This window comes from Mycolicibacterium monacense (assembly GCF_010731575.1).
GTDB classification, from domain to species: domain Bacteria; phylum Actinomycetota; class Actinomycetes; order Mycobacteriales; family Mycobacteriaceae; genus Mycobacterium; species Mycobacterium monacense.
The window spans coordinates 3826801-3847154 of the sequence record NZ_AP022617.1 but is presented as its reverse complement, the minus strand read 5'-3'; the positions used below and the strand labels follow the sequence as shown (position 1 = coordinate 3847154).

At 57.4% G+C, this 20354-nt stretch carries 16 protein-coding genes; 10 read left to right on the top strand and 6 right to left on the bottom strand.

The features are described 5' to 3' along the window. The first annotated feature begins 486 nt into the window (after window positions 1-486). The 9 genes from G6N49_RS29555 to G6N49_RS18440 all read left to right on the top strand — a co-directional run bounded on the left by G6N49_RS29555 (window position 487) and on the right by G6N49_RS18440 (window position 10783). Entirely contained in the window at window positions 487-708 is a 222-nt protein-coding gene (locus G6N49_RS29555; protein ID WP_235679537.1) for a hypothetical protein, read from the top strand. Window positions 709-913: 205 nt separating this feature from the next. After that, window positions 914-2683: a DUF4012 domain-containing protein gene (locus tag G6N49_RS18475; protein ID WP_083044934.1), complete on the top strand. Its 1770-nt coding sequence runs from the start codon at window positions 914-916 to the stop codon at window positions 2681-2683. A gap of 184 nt (window positions 2684-2867) precedes the next feature. Then, window positions 2868-4253: a tyrosine-protein kinase domain-containing protein gene (locus G6N49_RS18470; RefSeq protein WP_083044945.1), complete on the top strand. Its 1386-nt coding sequence runs from the start codon at window positions 2868-2870 to the stop codon at window positions 4251-4253. A gap of 74 nt (window positions 4254-4327) precedes the next feature. After that, the gene (locus G6N49_RS29885; protein ID WP_083044935.1) at window positions 4328-5194 is read left to right on the top strand and encodes a glycosyltransferase; all 867 of its coding nucleotides are present in this window, start codon (window positions 4328-4330) and stop codon (window positions 5192-5194) included. 9 nt (window positions 5195-5203) lie between these two features. Further along, window positions 5204-6034, top strand: coding sequence for a glycosyltransferase family 2 protein (locus G6N49_RS18460; protein ID WP_083044936.1), 831 nt, complete (start codon window positions 5204-5206; stop codon window positions 6032-6034). Beyond that, window positions 5979-6803 carry a WecB/TagA/CpsF family glycosyltransferase gene (locus tag G6N49_RS29880; protein WP_407665046.1) on the top strand — a complete coding sequence of 275 codons (825 nt, stop codon included), beginning with the start codon at window positions 5979-5981 and terminating at the stop codon, window positions 6801-6803. Before G6N49_RS18460 ends, G6N49_RS29880 begins: the two co-directional genes overlap by 56 nt. Before the next feature lie 337 nt (window positions 6804-7140). Next, a complete protein-coding gene (locus G6N49_RS18450) occupies window positions 7141-8493 on the top strand; it encodes a hypothetical protein (protein WP_133056647.1) in 1353 nt (450 codons plus the stop codon). A 284-nt stretch (window positions 8494-8777) separates the two neighbouring features. Further along, window positions 8778-9500, top strand: coding sequence for a glycosyltransferase (locus G6N49_RS18445; protein ID WP_163647419.1), 723 nt, complete (start codon window positions 8778-8780; stop codon window positions 9498-9500). Between the two features lie 179 nt (window positions 9501-9679). Continuing rightward, entirely contained in the window at window positions 9680-10783 is a 1104-nt protein-coding gene (locus G6N49_RS18440; RefSeq protein ID WP_235679536.1) for a glycosyltransferase, read from the top strand. 63 nt (window positions 10784-10846) lie between these two features. On the opposite strand, the gene G6N49_RS29875 is transcribed toward G6N49_RS18440, so the two are convergent. Next, window positions 10847-11935 carry a glycosyltransferase family 4 protein gene (locus G6N49_RS29875; protein ID WP_083044940.1) on the bottom strand — a complete coding sequence of 363 codons (1089 nt, stop codon included), beginning with the start codon at window positions 11933-11935 and terminating at the stop codon, window positions 10847-10849. A 246-nt stretch (window positions 11936-12181) separates the two neighbouring features. After that, on the bottom strand, window positions 12182-13330 hold the full coding sequence (locus G6N49_RS18430) for an MATE family efflux transporter (RefSeq protein WP_133056648.1): 1149 nt from the start codon (window positions 13328-13330) through the stop codon (window positions 12182-12184). 601 nt (window positions 13331-13931) lie between these two features. Between G6N49_RS18430 and G6N49_RS18425 the strand changes: the two genes are divergently transcribed. Next, window positions 13932-14444 (top strand): arsenate reductase/protein-tyrosine-phosphatase family protein, encoded by a 513-nt coding sequence (locus G6N49_RS18425; protein WP_083044942.1) that lies wholly within the window; start codon window positions 13932-13934, stop codon window positions 14442-14444. A gap of 90 nt (window positions 14445-14534) precedes the next feature. On the opposite strand, the gene G6N49_RS18420 is transcribed toward G6N49_RS18425, so the two are convergent. The 4 genes from G6N49_RS18420 to rfbA form a co-directional block, all read right to left on the bottom strand. After that, window positions 14535-15673 (bottom strand): IS3 family transposase gene (locus G6N49_RS18420; RefSeq protein WP_085975375.1). Its coding sequence is split into 2 segments (ribosomal slippage): window positions 14535-15403 and window positions 15403-15673, totalling 1140 coding nucleotides; the frame shifts between segments, so codons are not numbered across the junction. Between the two features lie 415 nt (window positions 15674-16088). Beyond that, a complete protein-coding gene (gene rfbD, locus G6N49_RS18415) occupies window positions 16089-17504 on the bottom strand; it encodes a dTDP-4-dehydrorhamnose reductase (RefSeq protein WP_083045559.1) in 1416 nt (471 codons plus the stop codon). Between the two features lie 20 nt (window positions 17505-17524). Continuing rightward, window positions 17525-18523 (bottom strand): dTDP-glucose 4,6-dehydratase, encoded by a 999-nt coding sequence (rfbB, locus tag G6N49_RS18410; protein ID WP_083045558.1) that lies wholly within the window; start codon window positions 18521-18523, stop codon window positions 17525-17527. Then, window positions 18523-19392: a glucose-1-phosphate thymidylyltransferase RfbA gene (rfbA, locus tag G6N49_RS18405; protein WP_083045557.1), complete on the bottom strand. Its 870-nt coding sequence runs from the start codon at window positions 19390-19392 to the stop codon at window positions 18523-18525. Before rfbA ends, rfbB begins: the two co-directional genes overlap by 1 nt. Between the last annotated feature and the right edge of the window lie 962 nt (window positions 19393-20354).

Genomic DNA, 20354 nt, shown 5'->3' with positions numbered 1-20354 from the left:
GCAAGTCGAGTACTGGCAAACCTTCGCCCCGGGGGGATTGGCCGCCAATGGTGTCGACAAGCACAGAAATGCCGAGGCTGATGGGCAAATCGACATTGTTTCGCAGGTGTTGCGTGACGCTAGGGTGCATGTATCGCAACTGATGACCTGCCCTGATAGCCGGTCCGGCGGCGCGCGGACGAGGATCGTATTGCCGAAGCGATTCGGGCCGTGGTGAATCGACGCCGGCGTGTATATTTCGTCCAGATACCGTCACGACGTACGGCCCGCGAGTTCCGGTTGACACCGCCACTAGGGTCTGAGAAACTTTGCTCACTAAAGGCGTTCTAAATAAAAGGGGGGAACATGTCGACTATGGCGACACATTTTCGTGGGGGAGTTACTCGACTGCAGGTGGGTACCGCGGCGTGCGCAGTCGCTGCCGCTGCTGCCTTCCCGGCGGTAGTTGCCAATGCCGAGCCCGCTGCGCCGGCGCCCATTGCTCCGGTGACGCAGATGCTGATCGATGCGCCGTTGAGCCCGATCATGAACATCGCTGAGCAGCCGGCCTGGCTGGAGAATGGCCGTACCATCATCGAACGGTTCGGCGCACTGGTCTTCGAGGTCGCTCGAGGATTCATTGCACCGGTCGTGGCTTTCGCCCAGGCGGTCATCACTGCCGTGCAGCGCTTCTTCCAGATCGGGCCGTACGACACGGGCCGCGGCTAACCGGCCCTTGGCGACACGTCGGGTGCGGTTTCCTTTCGAGGAACCGCACCTGCGCTGCCTGCTATGCGAATCAGAATTTCAGCTGGACGCGATTCATCATTGAGTCCCCGTATACACGCAACGGTTGTCCATGCGTGAAGCGAATGACGGCAGTGAACCGATTGAGAATTCGACTTATTCCAACGACGGAAAGGGACTGCCGAGGATGTTTCGACATCTTCGGCGCCGTCACATCGCCTTCGCCGCCGGCGCGTTTCTCTTGCTTGTATGCGTCGTGTTCGGGTGTTGGCTCGCTGTCCGAGCTGTCCAGGCGAAGTCGAACCTGGAGGCAGCGCGGAGCAGCGCGCAACAGGCGAAAGATGCGCTGTTAGAGGGCGACACCGAAGGTGCAGCCAAATTTGCAGATGAAGCGCTTTCTCACGCAGAGGATGCGCGTGACGCGACTCATTCGATTCCCTGGAGTATTGCTTCGGCGGTGCCGTGGTTAGGTGATCCGTTCACCACAGGCCAAGAAATCTCCGACGTCGTACTCGGTCTCGCGGCCGATGTACTGCAGCCAGCTGCAGATGTCGGCGCCGTACTCTCACCCGATCAACTGCTGCAAGGGAGCCGTGTAGACGTTCAGGCGCTCCGCGAACGCGAACCCGATCTGACCGCGCTGGCAGCGGCCGCCACCGAGCTTGATGAGAATGCGAAAGCGATTTCTGATCCGGGCTACGTGTCACTCCTGCGCGACGCTCGATCGCAATTGCAGGAACAAACGTCCAATGTCGCTGGCCTACTTGACAACACGGCGCTGGCTGCGCGTCTCGCGCCGTCGATGATGGGCGCGGACGGCGCTCGTACGTACTTCATGGCATTTCAGACGAATGCCGAAGCGCGGGGCACCGGAGGCCTACTCGGTGGGTTCGGCATTCTGCGGTTCGACAACGGCACCGCGACTGTCGACACCTTGGCATCAAATCGAGATCTGGACGGCGCCTCGGCTTCGGTGGACTTGGGTCGTGAGTTCGCGGATATGTATGGATTCACCAATCCGATGACGGATTTCCGTAACAGCAACCTGAGCTCTCACTTCCCATACGCAGCCCAGATTTGGAAGTCGATGTGGGCGGAGCAGACGGGGATGAACGTCGACGGCGTCATCCTTCTCGATCCGGTGACGCTGAGTTACGTGCTCGGAGCAGTAGGCCCGGTGCGGATGCCCGACGGTGAGGTGATTACCAAGGACAACGTCGTCGAACTCACCGAGTCGACCGCGTACAGCCGTTTCCCCACGGATCAGACGGCGCGCAAGACGTATCTCCAAGACATCGCCAACGAAGTGGTCCGAAAGATCACGGGACGAATCGAATCGCCTCAGAAGCTGCTCGACGCACTTGGGAAGGCCGTGGGCGAGCGTCGGATTGCAGTGTGGGGTTCGGTGCCTGCCGAGCAGGAACTACTCGAAGAAACTCCGCTGGCTCATGTGGTTCCCGATGATCCCGCGCCGTACGCCGAGGTCGTCATCAATAACTTGGGCGGGAATAAGCTCGACTACTACCTGAGAAGGCAGATCGAGTACGTCGCTGACGGATGTAATGCAGACACAAGAATGTCCACCGTCACCATTCGGCTGGCGAACGAGGCGCCGAAGACGGGGCTTCCGGATTACGTCGCCACGGCGCCAGGAATTCGCCCAGATGTTCCGCTAGACGTGCCCAAAGGTGCGATGGTCACCTCCGTCCGTCTGCTGGCGACGACAGGCGCGACGTTGGTAAGCGCGTTGGTCGACGGACAACAGGTGCCCGTCTTCAGCGGGACCGAGCGTGGGCACCCGACTTTCGAAGTGCAGCTCGGCATACCGCCCGGTCAATCCGGCGAGCTGAGCTTCCGGCTTTCGGAGCCGACGTCAGCCGGCCCTGCACGCGTCCCGGTGCAGCCGCTGATTGACACTGTCGATCCCAAGATATCGGTGCCTGCGTGCTCAGGCTAGGCCTGCGGTAGCGATTTATGTGCAGCGCCATCTCGATAGACGCCCAGACGGATCCTCCGATACGTCGAGATGCTCGCACGCAGCCCCAGAAACCGACAGCCGGCATGGGGGACGCCTCCGGCAACGTTACGCAAGCGGCACCGTTTGCTGCCTCGATGCGGGCTGAGTTTACGAAAGGGCCATGTTGAATTTCCAAGACTTTGTGAAGTCTCTGAGGGCCAGATGGATTGTCGTCAGCGTTGCAACGGTGATCGGCGTTCTAGCGGCCGTTGCAGTGACGATGTTGACAACTCCCCTTTACCAAGCCTCTACTCGATTGTTCGTCTCAACCACAGCGGGTACCTCAGCGACGGAAATCTATCAAGGCAACCGATTTTCTCAGGAGCGAGTCGTTTCGTATGCCGAGCTTCTCAACGGTGAAACCGTGCTTCAACGGACCATTGATAAGCTCGGACTACAAGTCGATCCGGAATCGCTACAGAAGCGTGTAAAAGCGACCGCAGTACCTGACACAGTGCTGATATCAGTTACCGTCTTAGACGAGTCCCCGGTTCGAGCGCGCGACATCGCGAACACACTGTCTGACGAGTTCGTCTCAATGGTGCGCTCGCTGGAGACTCCCGAGGGAAGGTCGCAACCCGACGCCCGCGTCGTTGTCGAACAGAAGGCGTCAATTCCAGAAGAGCCAGTGGTACCCCGTAAGCTTCGTAACATCGTCGGCGGCCTTGCTCTCGGACTCCTTCTCGGAATCGGCATCGCTATTGTTCTCGACGTTATGGATAACACCATCAAGAGTCGTGAAACCCTTGAGGAGTTGTCAGGAACCGGGATAGTGGGCACGGTACCTCTGGACAAGCAACGACGGAGACAACCTGCGATCGACTTTGAGAAGGACAACAGTGGAATCGCAGAGTCGTTTCGTAAACTCCGTACGAATTTACAATTCCTAGCAGTAGATAATCCCCCTCGCGTTATCGTCGTTACTAGCTCAGTGCCGCACGAAGGGAAGTCAACGACGGCGATAAATCTCGCGTTAGTGCTCGCGGAGGCGCAACACAAGGTGCTTCTCGTCGACGCCGACATGCGGCGCCCGATGCTTCACAAGTACCTCGGATTGGTGGGATCCGTCGGCTTCAGCACAGTGCTCGCCGGCTCCGCGTCGTTGGACGAGGCACTACAAGACTCGAGCACTCCCGGACTCTCGATCTTGGCGTCTGGCCCAGTACCGCCTAACCCAAGCGAACTCCTCGGGTCCAAGGCGGCCAAGAAATTGATTGGCGACCTACGTGCCAGATTCGACTACGTCATAGTTGACTCGACACCACTCCTCGCCGTAACAGATGCAGCCATAGTGGCAGCCGAGGCAGACGGCGCGCTCGTGATCGCCAAGTACGGCCAGACAAAGCGGGATCAACTAAGGCACGCAGTCCAAAGCCTTCGTAATGTTGGCGCACCCATACTTGGAGCGGTCTTTACGATGATGCCGGTACGAGGCAGCTCCGCGTATAGCTACCAATACGGTTATTATGGGGAAGGGACCGAAAAGCAAGATTCGTCAAGAAAGCTATGACAGATACGCATTCTATAAAGGCGACCCTCAGCCCGTGTATGTGATAAATCGGGATCAAAACCTGCCAGCTGGAGATGTGGACGCTGATGGCTGTAGACGTGTTAGTGCTGACTTACAACAGCGGGCACGATATCGACAAATTCTGGAAACGGTTCACGGAGAGTTTTCCGCCCACCTGGAACATATACTTCCGCGACAATGGCGGGACTCGCATGGAATTGCAAGAACTAGCCGCTGCTAACGATAGTGGACGAATTCACATCTGCTTTGGCGAGAATATAGGATTCGGATCGGGAATAAATTCCCTGGCGAGCTCAGCCCGATCCGAATACCTGGCAATAGTAAACCCCGATGTCTCGTTCGCGGTTCAGGATTTGGAATCACTAATTGACTCGCTGGCTCGTAACGAATCAGCTCAGGTGATAGGGCCCAGGCTATTCGACGAGAACGGTGACCGTGTCAGCGATGCGAACCGTCTGCCTAGTCTTTTCGATATTGCACTGAGGCGGCCGCTCAGGATAGATATTCCGCCAGAAACGTCGAGCTTAATACCGGTGGGCTGGATAAGCGGAGCATTCATGGTTTGGCGGCGTTCGGCATTTGAAGCGGTCGGCGGCTTCGATGAAGATTTCTTCCTCTTCTGGGAGGATGTAGACATCTGTCACCGACTACCGCCCGGGGCGGCATGGATCGACGCGGGAGTGTCAGTGCAGCACCGAGTCGGTGGGAGCCACGGTAGGTCACCGGCGATGCACAAATTCAACCTCGAATCCCGGATGCGATATGCGCACCGGCATCACGGTGCCGTCGGCGCAGCGGCGGGGGCGGTCGGCTGCCTTGGCGAGGTCGCTTCGATGATCCGACATAGTCCGCAAGTGCGTGGCGTCGTTCGAAGATCACCCTTCCGACATCTTCGGAGTAGTAACGATGTCCCAAACTAGGCAGCCGATATGAAGCCGATGGTGTCGATTGTAACGGTACTGCACAACAGTGACACTGTGCTGCCGACGTATGAACTCAATTTTTCCGTGGGATACGATCCAGAATCGATTCGGTTCGTGCTGGTAGACAACGCGAGCGACAAACTTCCAGAAGTCGAAAGATGGACAATTCGGCCGACAATAATCCAGTCGGAGAATAACGGTTTCGGCGCCGGCTGCAACCTTGGATGGAAGAGCGTCAATACTGAGTGGGTAGGATTCGTGAATCCAGATGTTGAAATGACGTCTACTCAGGCTATCGAACTTGTTGAGTTGGCTTCGCGTGTCGGCGGAGTAGACGTCATCGCGCCTTTCGTCTCGGAAGACGATTCTTTCTCAAGAGCGATGGGTCCACCGTGGCGTACGAGACGTTACCGTGTCGGTGAATCGATAGACGGCATCCAGTATCTGACTTCCGCGGCTAGCGTCTCCGGGTGTTGCATCTTTGTTCGGCGAAGCTCGTTAATCGCTATAGGAGGGTTCGATGAACGATTCTTTATGTATTGTGAGGAGAACGACCTTCAGAAGCGCCTACTGGACAACGGGGCACGAATAGCAGTGGCAAGAAATATCAAGGTATATCACGCGGCTGGGGTGGGCTCAAGTAACCAATCGCTCGACAGAAACATCGAGCGCGAGAAAAGCAAGCGGCTATATTACCTGAAGCACTTTTCTTTGACTGAGTACTATTTTATGAGATTGATAACCAGGATTAGAGCAGCAACTATTGGGAGGCTGTTGACTGGTGGATGGTCTGCGATGCGTAAAAAAGCCAGTCTTGATATCAAAAGAGCCGACTAACGTGCGAGTAGCATTGGGTTCGGGCTTTGTGGACCTTGCCACCTGGAGCGACGTGGAGCAGTTGGGCGCCGGCTCTATCTGTACCGTAGCGCCATGGCAACTATGGGTTGCCGAGGGTAATGAAGGGTACCGAGAGGCGCTTGAGTCGGCCAAACTGATACTGCCTGACGGTAATGGAATTATTCTGCTTCTGGCCCTGAAGGGAATTCGTCAGCACCGGATTACAGGCCGAGAACTAGTGGAACGCGTAGCACAAGGCACTCTCTGGCCAGAAAAGACAATCGTGGTCGTGGGAGCTTCCGATGAGGCACGGAACAGATTGCTTCAGCGCTATGGCTGGAAAGGGTACGGCGGACGTTTTACGGCCAGTCTTGCCGCAACTAAAGCAGAGGCGATTTGGGCATCGCAGCGGGAGCACTTGGGTCCGAGTGGACTGGTCTACCTCATCGCTCTTGGGAGTCCTGTACAAGAGATCGTCGGGTCCGAACTACTAAAATTGGACCCTGCTTGCGTGGCTGTTGGAATCGGAGGCGCGATTGAGACGCTCGCGGGCACGGTGCCTAGACCCCCGGACTGGGTAGTACGGTTGCGAATCGAGTTCTTATACCGTGCCGTGTTACAACCACACCTCCGCCGGAGAGTGGTACAGGCGCTAACTATCGAGGTGAAGATCTTTGTCCGTTTGGCATGGGCGCGCTGGGTTCTCGAGATGCGGAAGCGCAGCCATCGACCCATATCTGCAGTACAACGCCGTCTACAGCGTGGCTAGTTACTTGGAGGCGCGTTGACTCGTAATGAAATCTCTGGACCTAACAGGTATTGTTTAACACGCCAAATTCAGTCATCGACACAGAGATTAAGATCAAGACCGGCCGATCTGACCTCGCTGTCGAACCACCTTGCCGGCGAGACCACCCCGTTGCGAAGCGTTGTACTTAGGTCCCAAGCGATCGTCGGCACGCGAATTCCCAGACTACTACAATGAAGGATCCGCAATGGCTGTAGTAACAGGGATGTGACAGTTGAGTGCAATTGCCAGCCTAGAACCGAGCCGGGCGGAAATACAGCCACCTTCGAACACATCCGCTGGTCAAACACGAATCGGCGTGGCTGTGGTGGTCTGCGGGGCATATCTTCTCGCCTCGTTCTATCTACTCTTTGCGGCGCAGGTTCCCGTCGTCATCCCAGTTGGATTGGCGGTGGCGGCGGTTCTCGTGATGGTTAATCCCGCCGTTTTGGTGGGTATCCTCGTCCTTACCGCCCTTTGGTATAGAGAGCTTGGTGCGCCGATCAGTGTATTGGGATTCAATGTTAGCCAACGCGATCTTATTCTGATCGGCGCGGCCGGCGCAGCGCTTGCGCTCATAAAGCGACGATCTATCAACTGGAAAGTCGTGCTTCCGCTCGCCCTATTACTCGCATTTGCCTACCTGCAGACCATGCTTGCTGGAAGATCGGTCTATGCCGGCTCGAGCGAGATACTACTAGCAGTGCCGGTGATGGCGGGGACGATCATAGGTTCACGACTGCCACCCCAATATATCTGGCGCGTATTCAATGCAGCTGTTTATAGTCAAGCGCTATTTGCGTTGTTAGGCTTCGCGTATGTGGTTACGCTAGTAGACCAGCCCGTCCATAACGCATTTTTTCTGCTTGACGGGGCTACGCCTTTGAGCCGAGTTGCTCTGGATTGGGTTTTTGGGATACTGATCGCACTTGTCTGTTGCGGCTTGATGCCTTCGCCCTCGACATTTAAGCTTATTCTATTGGTGGGTGGGCTGATGGTTAGCGGTACCTTCACGCTAATCATCGCTACCGCGGGGGCCTGCGCCATTGGCCTGGCGCTCAGGCATCTGGTGCGGAGATCACGCGTTCGTCCGCTCGAAACTCGGGTGCAGCCAACTGGATACTACCGTGCCGGATTTCGGACCTTCGCTGTCATTTTTCTCGGCGCCGCGTTATTGGCTGTGCTGACGCCGAATCTGTTTTCACGCTTTGAATCGTCACGACTTGGATCAGAATCTATCGCCTATCGCGAATCCGAGACCAGCGCTGTGACAGACCGTATCGGGGCGCGAAGCATCTTCGGCGACGGACTCGGCACCGAGATCGTATTTCTTGATAATGGCCGCATCGTGATGAAGAATGACATCCATAGCTCATACTGGATGGTTTACTGGAAAGCGGGCATCGTCGGCTTAACCCTATATGGAATCGCGATACTAGGCTTCATAGCTTCCGCTCAAGACCGGCGGCGGGCACATACGCGGATAGTTGTGTGTACATACGTTCTGACTGCTTCAATTACGGTACCGATCTTGACCACCGGAAGTGGGCTGTTTCTAATTGGACTACTTGCAGCCACTTCGAGTAATCCGCCGCGATCTAAATATCTAAGTCGAGATACTGTAGGTTCCGCGGCCCAAGTAAAGGGCGGCCCAGGGCTTCGTCGCCAATAATATTCCTGCGTGTCCGTTGCCAGACCGGCGGAGGTGTGTTGAAAGTACTGTTCGATGGCCGAGGCATGGACGATCGGTCCGGTGTGGGTGAGGTGACGCGGTTTCTCTATGATGCTCTCTCATCGTGCACGGAACTAGAGGTCTCTGTACTAGCTAAGCGGTCCGTTCAACGTGGGCTGCTTCGCCAACTCGAAACCCTCAAGTGCAGCACCGCAATGCGATTCGACTGGGTATTCGTCCCCCGTCTCGCCCCGTTGCCTGCGAACGCACGCAGACTCGCGGTGGTGGTACATGACCTGGGCAGCCTCGACCGACCGCAGGAATATCCAAAGTTGCTCTTAAGGGAGAGGACAGCCGTTTCCCGGGCACACGCGGTGTTTGCGGTTAGTGATTTCACGGCGAGCTCCATCAAAAGGCATTTTCCCCGGGTGAACCCGGTGCCGCTCCATCTGGGGGCCATAAATCCTGTGCACAGCCGTCCGGCACATGACAAGTTTCTACTTTCAGTTGCAGCTAACCGCCCAAACAAGCGGCTGGCATATCTCTTAGATACGTGGGAGCGTACCGGCCCACAGCACCCCGACTGGAAGCTGGTATTAGTTAGCAACTTCACCCCAGAGAGATTGCCCCCAAGGACTGAGATTCGGTCTGCGGTCAGCGATGAGGTCCTCGCTGCGCTTTTCGAATGCTGTTCGGGGTTTGTGTCTTTCTCGGCATACGAGGGGCTCGGTCTACCCCTGTACACGGCGCTCGCTTCGGGCATTCCCACCATCGCGAGCAACATACCTCCCTACGGGGAGCTGCTCGCAGCCCGGGCGGGGGTTCCCATCGATGCATCTGTTGCTGAGAGTGCGGATTACTTGTCGAATTTCCTGTCCAGAATATCTTCTGGACAGGGTGCTGAGTATAGAGCGCCGCGACCCGACGACGCCATTGCATCTCGCACCCACACCGCTGCGATAATCGAACGGGCGTTGAGCCGCTATGAGACAAGGCGGCGTAGCTGATTGCCCTGTTTAAGGCTCGCAGCACAGTGGATCCGCGCTTAATACTCGCGTAATCGTGCTGCCCCGTTTACTCAACAAGTCGTCGCTTACGCCTGCGTGCATTACGTGGCGGCTGCGACGCCTGCGTCCGGTACACACATAGATTCCCGCCGACTTCTATCGGAGCTATTGTGGGCTGTGTGTCTGTACCAGATGTCGCAATTGCCCATGACTACCTAACTCAGCGCGGAGGAGCCGAGCGGGTTGTTCTTGCCATGGCACGAACGTTCCCCCGAGCATCCATCTACACGACTCTCTATGATCCAAACTCGACGTACCCTGAATTCCAGCAACGAGATATCCGGGCCAGTTGGCTGAACCGATTCGCAATTTTCCGGCGATCGCACAGGGCGGCGCTGCCGCTCCTGGCGGCTGCAGTTAGCTCGACGCGCGTCGACGCCGAGAGCCTGATTGTGAGCACGAGCGGCTGGGCGCACGGCTACAGGGTACCCGGGGCAAAGATCGTGTATTGCCATTCGCCAGCCCGCTGGCTGTACCAGACCGACGCGTACTTCGGCACGCGCGCATACACCCCCCGGCGTATCGCAGTTGAGGGCCTGCGCCCGTTTCTCGAGCGCTGGGACCGTCGAAATGCCGCTACCGCATCGAAGTACTTCGCGAACTCCACCGAGGTCATGCGCCGTATTAAGGCGACCTACGGAATAGAAGCCGAAGTTCTCCCAGCCCCCCACTCGATTAGACCCGGGGTGGTTCCGGACGAGCCTGATCTCCCAAAATCCTTCGACTCGAGTGAAGGTTTCTACCTCTGCGTCTCTCGATTGTTGCCGTATAAGAATGTAGACGTTTTGGTCGAGGCTGTTTCATCGCTCAATTATCCTCTAGTCATCGTCGGGGCAGGTCCCGAGGAGAGACGTTTGCGGCGATCGGTCCGTGCAAACGTAGTCATGCTGAAAGACCTCACTGATCGTCAAATGTACTGGTTGTACGCTCGGTGCACTGCATTGCTGTCCGCAAGTTACGAAGATTATGGGTTGACTCCAGTCGAAGCTGCAGCTTTTGGGAAGCCTTCAGTTGTCCTCCGATGGGGAGGGTTCCTAGACACCGTCGTCGAGGGTGAGACGGGTCTTTTTTTCGATCAGCCAACTCCAGACCACGTGCGCGCGGCACTTATCCGAAGTCGGAAGCATCTATGGGACAGCCGGGCGATCGAGAGCCACGCCGACGAGTTCAGCGAAGTGCGATTCGCTGAGCGCCTCGTGTCCGCGTTGTCAGAATTGACGTAAAGTTAATTCGGTGGGCGCTATTTGTCTGACGGGTGTTGTGCCACAAAGACGTGTGACCGCACGTCACGAATTTAACCTATTCGCGCCTACCGGCTTCAAGACACCCTCGTATATCTCAAGTAGCTGCTTGGACGTAGCCGACCATGAGTACTGGCGTGCGTGTTCCGCCGCCTTCCGCCGTTTCTCTGCCAAAAGGGGCTCAGGCATCTCAATGAAGTGTTCGAGGCTGGCTCGAAGCGAAGATGGTGAATTAGCAGAAAAGGTAATCGCATCACGGCCGGCAACGTCACTCAGTGCTCCGCTAGTACTGACGATTGGGAGCAGTCCATATCCCATTGCCTCAGCGAGGCTGCGACAGAATTGTTCAGACCACCTTGGCATGACTCGACTTGGTACGCAAATCGCGTCGCATCGACGATATAGTTCCGTCAACGCCTGGTATGGGAGTACCCCGTGATCCTGCCACCCGCTCCCGCGGACCAACTCCGATTCGCCACCAGCAAAGTGGAGATCCAGCTCAAGCCCTGACGCAGCCTTGATCAGGTCGTGCAATCCCTTTCGTTCAGTGTACCTGCCGGCAAAAACGATAGATCTCGGCGAGTGAACGTCATAGCCGACAGAATCGGCGGAAGGCAACTCGACACCATTCGGGACGATATGAATTGCTCTATTGTATCCTTTTGATCGCAACACATCGCTTGCCTGATGACTCGGAACATACGCGGCGGAGGAGCGCATATACGCTCGGGCTTCGATCCACTTAAAGGGCGGAGGGTACCGCTTCTCGACATTCTGGCTCGATCTAAATATTATCGGAGTAGTTTTCGGTGCCGCCCACAAAACAGACCCCATAGCCAGGCTATATGGCTCTTCGTGAATGTCGATTATCGTTGGGTTGAAGTGGCCTAGCAGTTTCGCCAGCGCTCGAACGTCGTAGCTCCATAGCGGATTGCGGAGCGGGCCACGAGTGGGGCATGTCGCGACGGTTAGACGCCCCGACTGTCTAGGTTTACCATGGGTCATGGTAGGGAGTTCTCGGTAGCGGTCGGGAACAATTAAAAGTACGTCACAATCCGCAGCTAGCTCTTCGTCACGCCTTTGATAGCGGTCGACTACTCCGCCGTGAAAGATCCGCACTACGCGCTGCCTCATCTGCCTCCCCGCCTTTTCGCGTCCCGCATGAGACCCTGGGCCTAGCCTATGCGATCGATTTGGAGGCGCGCCAACCGTATTGAGGTTTCTGAGCGCAGGTGCGTGCCCACCGCGACGTCAAACGTCTCGGTTACGCCGCCCGAGGTATCGAGAGCGAGGCACTGCAGTGAAGCCGATAGCGGACAACTCGTGCATTGATGGGTGATCCCGGAGCTCATAATAATGGGGTCGAGATGCGAACTTGTTTCAAAGGAGTTTCGAACGAAAGAGCAGCATAGCGATGAATGTTATGCTATACCCGGTCAGGCATCCTAGGGCGGCGCCCATAATTCCAAGTATTGGTATAAGGCTTGCCACCAACGTCGCGGTTAGAACCGCGCCGATCGCCCAAGCGCGGCCCACGTAACGGAACTTATTGAATCCGATCATTTCTTCAGCAAGCAATGTTGATAGACCTAAGGGGATCGCAGCGCATAGAAGTAACACGGACGGGGTGACCGCCGGACGGAAATTCTCTCCTAGTAATAGCGGGATTATGTAGGGCGCAGCTAGCATCAGCGCCATGGTGAAACCGCAGAATATTGACGCGTCTGCCCCGAATCCCAGTAAGCGCCGCTTGCTTTCTGCCGTCACCGCGCTCGCGCGAATGGTCATGCCTATCGACTGCGCCACCATCTGAGGTAGTGCCGATAGTGTAATAGCAGCGGAATAGAACCCGATTTGCGCTGTGGACGGGATAAGGATGGTAACTAACAATAGGTCTAAACGTTGTAGTGCAAGGGCGGGTAATCCTGCAGTCCAGGCCGGAAGGGAAACTTTAAAGACTAGTTGGGAATCCCGCTCCTCCTGTTCGGAATTCGACTTTCCGCCGGTACGGAATAGTAGGCAGACTCCTGCCGTTGCAGCTAGCTGTACTGTCCCCACCAACAGAACGTTGAAGTACGACAAGTAATGAAATACCAAAGCGGCAAACAACACGATCAACTGAGGCAGTACGCGCACAACAAACAACTGCTTGTACCGCGCCACCCCTAGCAGGTAGCCCTGTTTGATCAATGCTGTCTGCATTGCGGGTAGACTAAGCACGGCAATGATGGCAAGCCAGAGCGTTGACGGGTGCCTTATGATCGTCGCCGTAAGAACCATGCAAAAAGTAACTACAGCCAATAGGAGCCCGATCAGTTGACTTTTTCGAATTGTCGACCATCCGGGGAAACTCCGGTTACGTGCCGTAAACCATATAACATAGTCGACAAGTCCGAGCAGGGAGACGGAACTCAGTAGTACCGCTATCGGCACCACGGCTGTTAATTCTCCGCGTCCAGCAGGTCCAAGGCCGCGGGTCAATAGGACCCCAGAAATGGTGCCACAGCCGGCCGCCATTAGATTGGCCACGATTAGGAGGTGCTTATCGGCAACGCGTACAATCCGCGATCGCAAGTTACCCCACCCTCCGCTGGGAAAGCGAAACAGCTCGAATGTCCGCTCCGAACAACTGGCCTGTGCGAACTATTGCCTCGTGAGACCCTACCGCAGTACGAAAACTGTACGATTGGGGAGCCGTGCCCCAACTGCCTGAACTGCCACACCCAGCATGGGTCGCACTGGCGCACGGGTCCGCTGCTACGCAGTGGTGGTGCCAAGATGAGCATGCCGGGGCTCTGTGTGGTGTCTTGACCCGGCCCGCAATCAGGCTCTGGGCCACACGTGCCATACAGTCGGCACGTCAAGTGACCTGAGGGCGCGATACCATATTCGCTTCGACGCGGCACTTCGCCGCAGGGAAAGGCCATAGGCGCCATTGAGGCGAAAAGGCTTCCATCCTGCTTCGGCAGGTGGTTGTCCGCCAGCAAGCAGCGAGTCTGGGCCCGGCGAAGACGCAACGTTTTTGCGGCGACGCGAGTACTACGCGTCCGACATGACCAACCGAAGGTTCTAAGCTTAGGGTGCGGCGTCCACGTCGGTCAGAAGGCAATCCGACTAGCCAAGGAGTGCTTTGCGTATACTCTTCGTCTGTACCGGGAATATCTGCCGTTCACCAATTGCAGAACGACTCACCGCTGAGTACTGCGACAGAAAAGGCATTCGGAATGTACACGCCGCTAGCGCTGGCACTCGAGCGTTGGTAGGTCAGGACATGCATCCGCTCGCTGCGCGTGTGGTTAAAGAACTTGCCGGCGACGCTGCGCGCTTCGCAGCCAGGCAATTGACGGACAAATTAGCGCTTGGATCTGATTTGATACTCACCATGACGAAAGCGCACCGAGACAGCGTGTTGGAACTGGCGCCACGCCAGTTGCACAACACCTTCACGCTCGATGAAGCCTCGCGCCTGGCGTCGCGCTCCGATGCCACTGATTTAGCATCGCTCTCGTCCCTTCGCGCGCGCCTCGCTCGCGACGAGGTCGAAGACATTTTCGATCCGATCGGCAGTAGTGATGGAATATTTCGGTCCGTTGGGCTGCAGATTCACCGCCTGCTACCGCCGATAATTGAACTTACTTGCTGAGCGCTCACACCGCATTCGCGGCCGAGCACAGGCCGCGGCAACATGGTTTCTCAAGTCGGCATGAGGGGGACCCGTTTGGTGGTCCAGTCGTTATGCGACTTGGGGTTGATGGGTCGTGGTCCACTGTAGAGCGAACTCGGCTGGGGTGAGTTCGCCGTGGGCGGAGTGGGGTCGGTTGGCGTTGTAGTCGCGGCGCCAGTCCTCGATGATCACGCGGGCCTCCAGCAGGGAGTCGAAGCGCCACAGGTTGAGCAGTTCATCACGGAGCCTGCCGTTGAATGATTCGATCCAGGCGTTTTGCCATGGCGAGCCCGGATCTATGAAAAGTGAACCGGCACTGTTGAATCGGCACCAATCGGCCACGGCGTTCGCGACGAACTCGGGACCGTTGTCGAAGCGCACATAGTGTGGCGCCCCGTAGGTGAGGGCCAGGCGATCCAGCACGTCGACGACGCCGTCGGCGTTGATGGCGCGGTCGACCTCGATCGCGAGTGCTTCGCGAGTGAACTCGTCGATGACGTTGAGCATCTTCAGCGTGCGGCCATCGGCGGTGGTGTCGAACTGGAAGTCCATCGCCCAGATCACGTTCGGGCGGATCGGGGACATCGCACCCACGGCGACACCGATGCCGGTCAGCCGCTTCTTGCGGCGCCGCTGAGGCACCCGCAGGCCCTCCTCGCGCCACAGTCGGCGGATGCGCTTGTTGTTGGCCTTCCAGCCGGCACGGCGCGCCATCTTGGCGGCCCGGCGCCACCCCCACCGCGGGCGGTCGGTGGAAAACCGGCGCAGCCAGGCACGAAGCTCGGCCTCCTCGGTGGTGACCGGTGCCGGTGTCAGCCGCATCGTGGAACGGTGCAGACCGACGACGGTGCAGGCCCGGCGCTCAGAGACCCCGAACCGCTCACGCAGCGCTATGACCGCGCTGCGCTTGCGGTTCGGGGTTAGAAGTTTCCCGCCGAAATCTCCTTGAGCATGTCGATGTCGAGGGCCTGGTTGGCGACCAGCTTCTTGAGCCGGGCGTTCTCGGCTTCGAGTTCCTTGAGCCGTTTGGCCTCGTTGGCTTTCATGCCGCCGTACTGGGCAATCCAGCGGTGCCACGTCGACTCGGTGATCTCCAGATGCCGGCACACCTCAGCCAGTTCCTGGCCGGCACCGAGGAGCTTGTTGCCCTCGGCGAGCTTGCGGATGATCTGGTCCGGGGTGTGCCGCCGGCGCTTGTTCGTTGCCATGTCGTTGTCGATTCTTCCTTGCCCGCAAGCCGGGCGACAGAGTCGCATAACAACTGGACCACTCCGAAGGGCTCACCTCAGGCATAATTGCGTCATGGCGTGCGAAGTGATCGTGAGACAGGGCCTTAGGGAAGCGCCTTGATCGTCGGCCGACTTGGGGTTATTGCCGTCGGCTACCTTGAGCGCTACGGCGTTATTCGGTAGCCAGTCTTGAGCGACGGCGCACCAAGCGCGGCGTATCGATGTCAAACTGATATACATCGGCCGACTCGATGACGTCGCTGCCGAGCTGCCGTGTGGCTGACTTCGGTCAGATCGACACGGGCATAAACTTAAGTACGCAAGCTGATCGGCGCATCCTGCAGCCGTTGCAACGTTGGCCCAGAGTCTAGCCGCATTTGCGTCGCGGGGACGTTCACCCGACCTCATCTCGCACGTAAGCTGCGAGCGAATCTTCGGCTTCTGGAGGGCGGTAGCCAGTTGACTTCACCCTCTTCAAATCGAGAACGCTGTAGCGAGGGCGTGGAGCCGTCGGGGCCGTAGCAGCGACGAAGTAGTCGTCAGTGCCGACACCCTTCACCTTTTCGGGATCGTGTCCCGCAAGCCTGAAAACTTGTCTGGCGACATCCATCCAGGACATCGCTGGGCCGTCGCCGCTCACATTGTAAATACCGTACGGTGCGCGATTCTCCGTTAGGTGCTTGATCACTCGCGCCAATTCGGAGGCAAAGGTTAATCGCCCATACTGATCGTTCACTACGGATGGGTCGACGCCGCGCGTGGCGAGCGACAGCATTGTGCGCACAAAATTCCGGCCGTCGCCGATTACCCATGATGTACGGATGATGTAGTGACGAGGGACTGTTGCGACGACGTAGTCGGAGGCCGCTTTAGTCTGCCCGTAGACCCCGAGCGGTGACACCGCATCGTCCTCCCGATATGGCCGAGTGGCGGTGCCATCGAATACGTAATCGCTGGAAAGATGTACGAGTGTGATGTCGTGGGATGCTGCGATGCGCGCAAGTGCCGAAACACCGACGACATTCGTTGCCCACGCCTCCGCACGTCCTTTGGCCGACTCCGCCAAATCGACAGCTGTGTAAGCGCCGGCGTTAATAATTGTGTCGTAGTCGTGCCACCGCCGCGCCGACGGAAGGCGCGCGTCAGTCAGATCAACGTCGCTGCGTCCAGCGAACTCAGCATGCGGTGAGTTACCAAGGAGGTCTACAAGAGCTCGTCCCAGTTGTCCGCTCGCGCCGAGAATCAACGTCTTACGGCGCGGTACGGGCAGCACCTGATCTAGGCGCGGGTGGGCGCGGTCTTTCTCCGACAGCTCCGCGTCCGATAGAGGGATGGGCCAGTCGATCGCCACGGTCTCGTCGGCCAGGTTCACGGATGTATAAGTAGCGTCCGGAGAGTAGTGATCGTTGACAAGATAGATATAGGCAGTGTTGGGTTCGAGTGTTTGAAATGCGTTACCGACGCCCCTAGGCACGAACGCGGCACGAGACGGATCGAGTTCGGCGGTAAATACAGCGCCGAAGGATGGGCCCGAGCGAAGGTCAACCCACGCGCAGAATATGCGTCCTGTAGCTACCGAAACCAATTTGTCCCAGGGTTCGGCGTGGATACCACGGGTAGTGCCAGCTGCCGTATTGAAAGATACGTTATGCTGTACAGGACCGAAATCGGGCATCCCTGCCGCCACCATCTTTTCCCGCTGCCAATTTTCTTTGAACCAGCCGCGGTTGTCGCCATGAACAGGCAGTTCCCAAAGGACAAGGCCGGGAATCGGCGTCACGTCTGCCCGCAGGACTTTACCTTGCTCCATCGCTCACTCTCGTCCTGTGATTATTGTCCAAGTTTCGCATAGAATGCTTCAGTTGCGCCCTTGACGGGCGCCCACCAGTCTTCATGTTCGCGATACCATTTTATCGTCGCTATAAGACCCTGTTCGAAATCGCGATACAGCGGCTGCCAGCCGAGCTCTTCGCGCAACTTGGTCGGATCGATTGCGTAACGTAGGTCATGGCCAGCCCGGTCGGTTACCTGGTCATACGCGTTCGATGGCTGACCCATCAGGGAAAGGATCATTTCTACCACAGTCTTGTTGTCTTTTTCGCCGTCGGCGCCGATGAGGTAAGTCTCACCGACTTTGCCGTTTTCGAGGATCCGCAATACTGCTGAAGAGTGGTCATCAACATGAATCCAGTCGCGCACGTTCAGGCCTTGGCCGTAGAGTTTGGGACGAATTCCGCGCAGCACATTTGTGATCTGCCGAGGAATAAACTTCTCGACGTGCTGGTACGGCCCGTAATTGTTCGAGCAGTTTGATATGGTTGCCTCCACCTGAAACGACCGTACCCACGCCCGGACTAATAGATCGCTGCCGGCTTTGGTTGACGAGTATGGCGACGATGGGTTGTATGGAGTGATTTCGGTAAACCTTGTTGGCGCATCCAACGCTAAATCCCCATAGACCTCATCGGTGGAAATATGGTGGATGCGTGTTTCGTGTCTGCGCGCCGCCTCTAATAGGCTGAAAGTGCCGAGTATGTTGGTCTGCAAAAAAGGTTCTGGGTTGTGCAGAGAGTTATCGTTGTGCGTCTCTGCAGCGAAATGCACGATCGCATCGGCGGTGGGTACAAGGTCGTCGACTAGCGACGCGTCAGTGATGTCGCCTTGAATAAAGCGAACTCGCGCTTCCGGCAGCCCAGACAACGACGCCAAGTTTCCCGCGTAGGTGAGTTTATCCAGCACAATGACGTCATAATCGGTGTGTTCGATAACATGATGGACAAAGTTCGAACCGATGAAGCCAGCTCCTCCAGTTACTAGCAAGCGCGACATCAGCGCCCCCTGGCGAGAAGGTCCAGCAAGTAAGTGCCGTAGCCGGACTTTACGAGCATCTCGGCTCGGGTCCTCAACTCATCGTCCGTCAGATAGCCCTTCCGCCAAGCGATCTCCTCCGGCACTCCAATCTTCAGTCCGGTGCGTCGCTCCATTGTGCGCACGTACTCGGCGGCGTCAGTCATTTGATCGAACGTCCCCGTATCCAGCCAAGCGGTCCCGCGGGGTAATACCTCCACCTGTAGCCGTCTCTCTACGAGATAAGCTCGATTGACATCGGTGATCTCGTACTCGCCGCGTTCACTCGGCGTCAGATTACGTGCGATTTCGACCACGTCATTGTCATAAAAGTACAGCCCTGGAATGGCATAGTTGCTTTTCGGATGCTTTGGCTTCTCTTCCAGAGATACGGCCGCGCCATTGTGGTCAAACTCGATTACACCGTAAGCAGAGGGTTCGGCTACCCAGTACGCAAAGATGGCGCCGCCAGAGACGCTAGAAAAGCGTTCGAGTTGGTTGCCAAGACCGGGCCCGTATAGCAGATTGTCTCCGAGTACCAGTGCTACACGTTCTGCACCGATGAAGTCGGCACCGATAACGAACGCCTGCGCCAGGCCATCCGGCGAGGGCTGTTGAGCAAAGGTGATAGATACACCGAACTGTGACCCGTCACCCAGTAAGCGTGCAAAGCCTTCGGCGTCGTGGGGCGTTGTAATCACGAGAATGTCACGGACGCCGGCGAGCATCAACGTGGACAGCGGATAGTACACCATTGGTTTGTCGTACACAGGGACGAGTTGCTTAGAAATCCCCAGAGTTATTGGATGCAGCCGCGTGCCCGAACCACCGGCCAGAATTATCCCCCGCACGGCGTCATCGTGACACACCGTCGGGTCCGACGCTAACTACACTGGTTCACGGACACCTGCGAACAGGCGAGCCGACCGCGCGATACTCTGTTTCGGGAGGTCAGTGCCTTGCGGTTGCCCTCCGCGGCAGGCTCAAGCTGTCGCACCGGCCGGCGTTACGTTGCCCCGATAAGACTCGTGCGAGGACGCCTTAGCAGTTAGGGCATGTGCGCTGGATCGTTGTGGCCTGTAAGTCGGGGGAGATGTCGCATACTTCATACCGCTATTGCGCTGAATCGAGGCGTCGACTCCCACGACCGGGGGTCGACTGTGTTGCAGCTAATCGATGCCTGCTCGTCGGAGCGATGTTAATTGATTAGGCATGCAAGCGCCGGCGAGGGCAGCGCCGCTCGCCGTCGAATTTTCGATCGCGACCGTCGGACTTCGGGTCGCACCTTCGCTGCTGCGCGCGCCTCGGCGTCATCGCGCAGAAATGACTCGGCCGAAAGGGATCAGACTGATCTAGATTGGGAAGCGACCACGCAATCAGCTACCGTGGCCGTGGGGATTTGACGAGGGGAACTCATGAAGATTCGTTTTGCAGCGGGCGCCGTCGCCTTCGCATTGTCGTTGGCGGTTAGCACTCCACCTGCGATGGCCGCGCCATCTAAGTGGTCTATGCCCGCCATCAAAGGGATGAGCTTGGCGAGGGCGGAGAAGGTCTTTGGCGATGCGACGCAGGGCAGCGGATTAGCGCTTCGTCCGATCAACTGGGCGGGCGTCGGGGAGATTATCAATCTCACCAATTGGACAATATGCTCGCAGGATCCGGCTGCTGGGGCCACCCTAACGGCGAAATCGAAACCTGCGGTTGGCGTTAAGCGGCCGAACGAGTGCTGACCGGCTGACACCAAATGAAGGTCGCCCCGCCGCTTCGAAAGTGGTGGGGCGGCTCCGTATGTCGGATCAGGGGGTACTGCACG

Bases quoted from the DNA above. Each gene is read 5' to 3' on its own strand.
- G6N49_RS29885 (WP_083044935.1), top strand. From the start codon at position 4,328: ATGTGGACGCTGATGGCTGTAGACGTGTTAGTGCTGACTTACAACAGC.
- rfbB (WP_083045558.1), bottom strand. From the start codon at position 18,523: ATGTCGCGCTTGCTAGTAACTGGAGGAGCTGGCTTCATCGGTTCGAAC.
- G6N49_RS18460 (WP_083044936.1), top strand. From the start codon at position 5,204: ATGAAGCCGATGGTGTCGATTGTAACGGTACTGCACAACAGTGACACT.
- rfbD (WP_083045559.1), bottom strand. From the start codon at position 17,504: ATGGAGCAAGGTAAAGTCCTGCGGGCAGACGTGACGCCGATTCCCGGC.
- G6N49_RS29875 (WP_083044940.1), bottom strand. From the start codon at position 11,935: ATGAGGCAGCGCGTAGTGCGGATCTTTCACGGCGGAGTAGTCGACCGC.
- G6N49_RS18475 (WP_083044934.1), top strand. From the start codon at position 914: ATGTTTCGACATCTTCGGCGCCGTCACATCGCCTTCGCCGCCGGCGCG.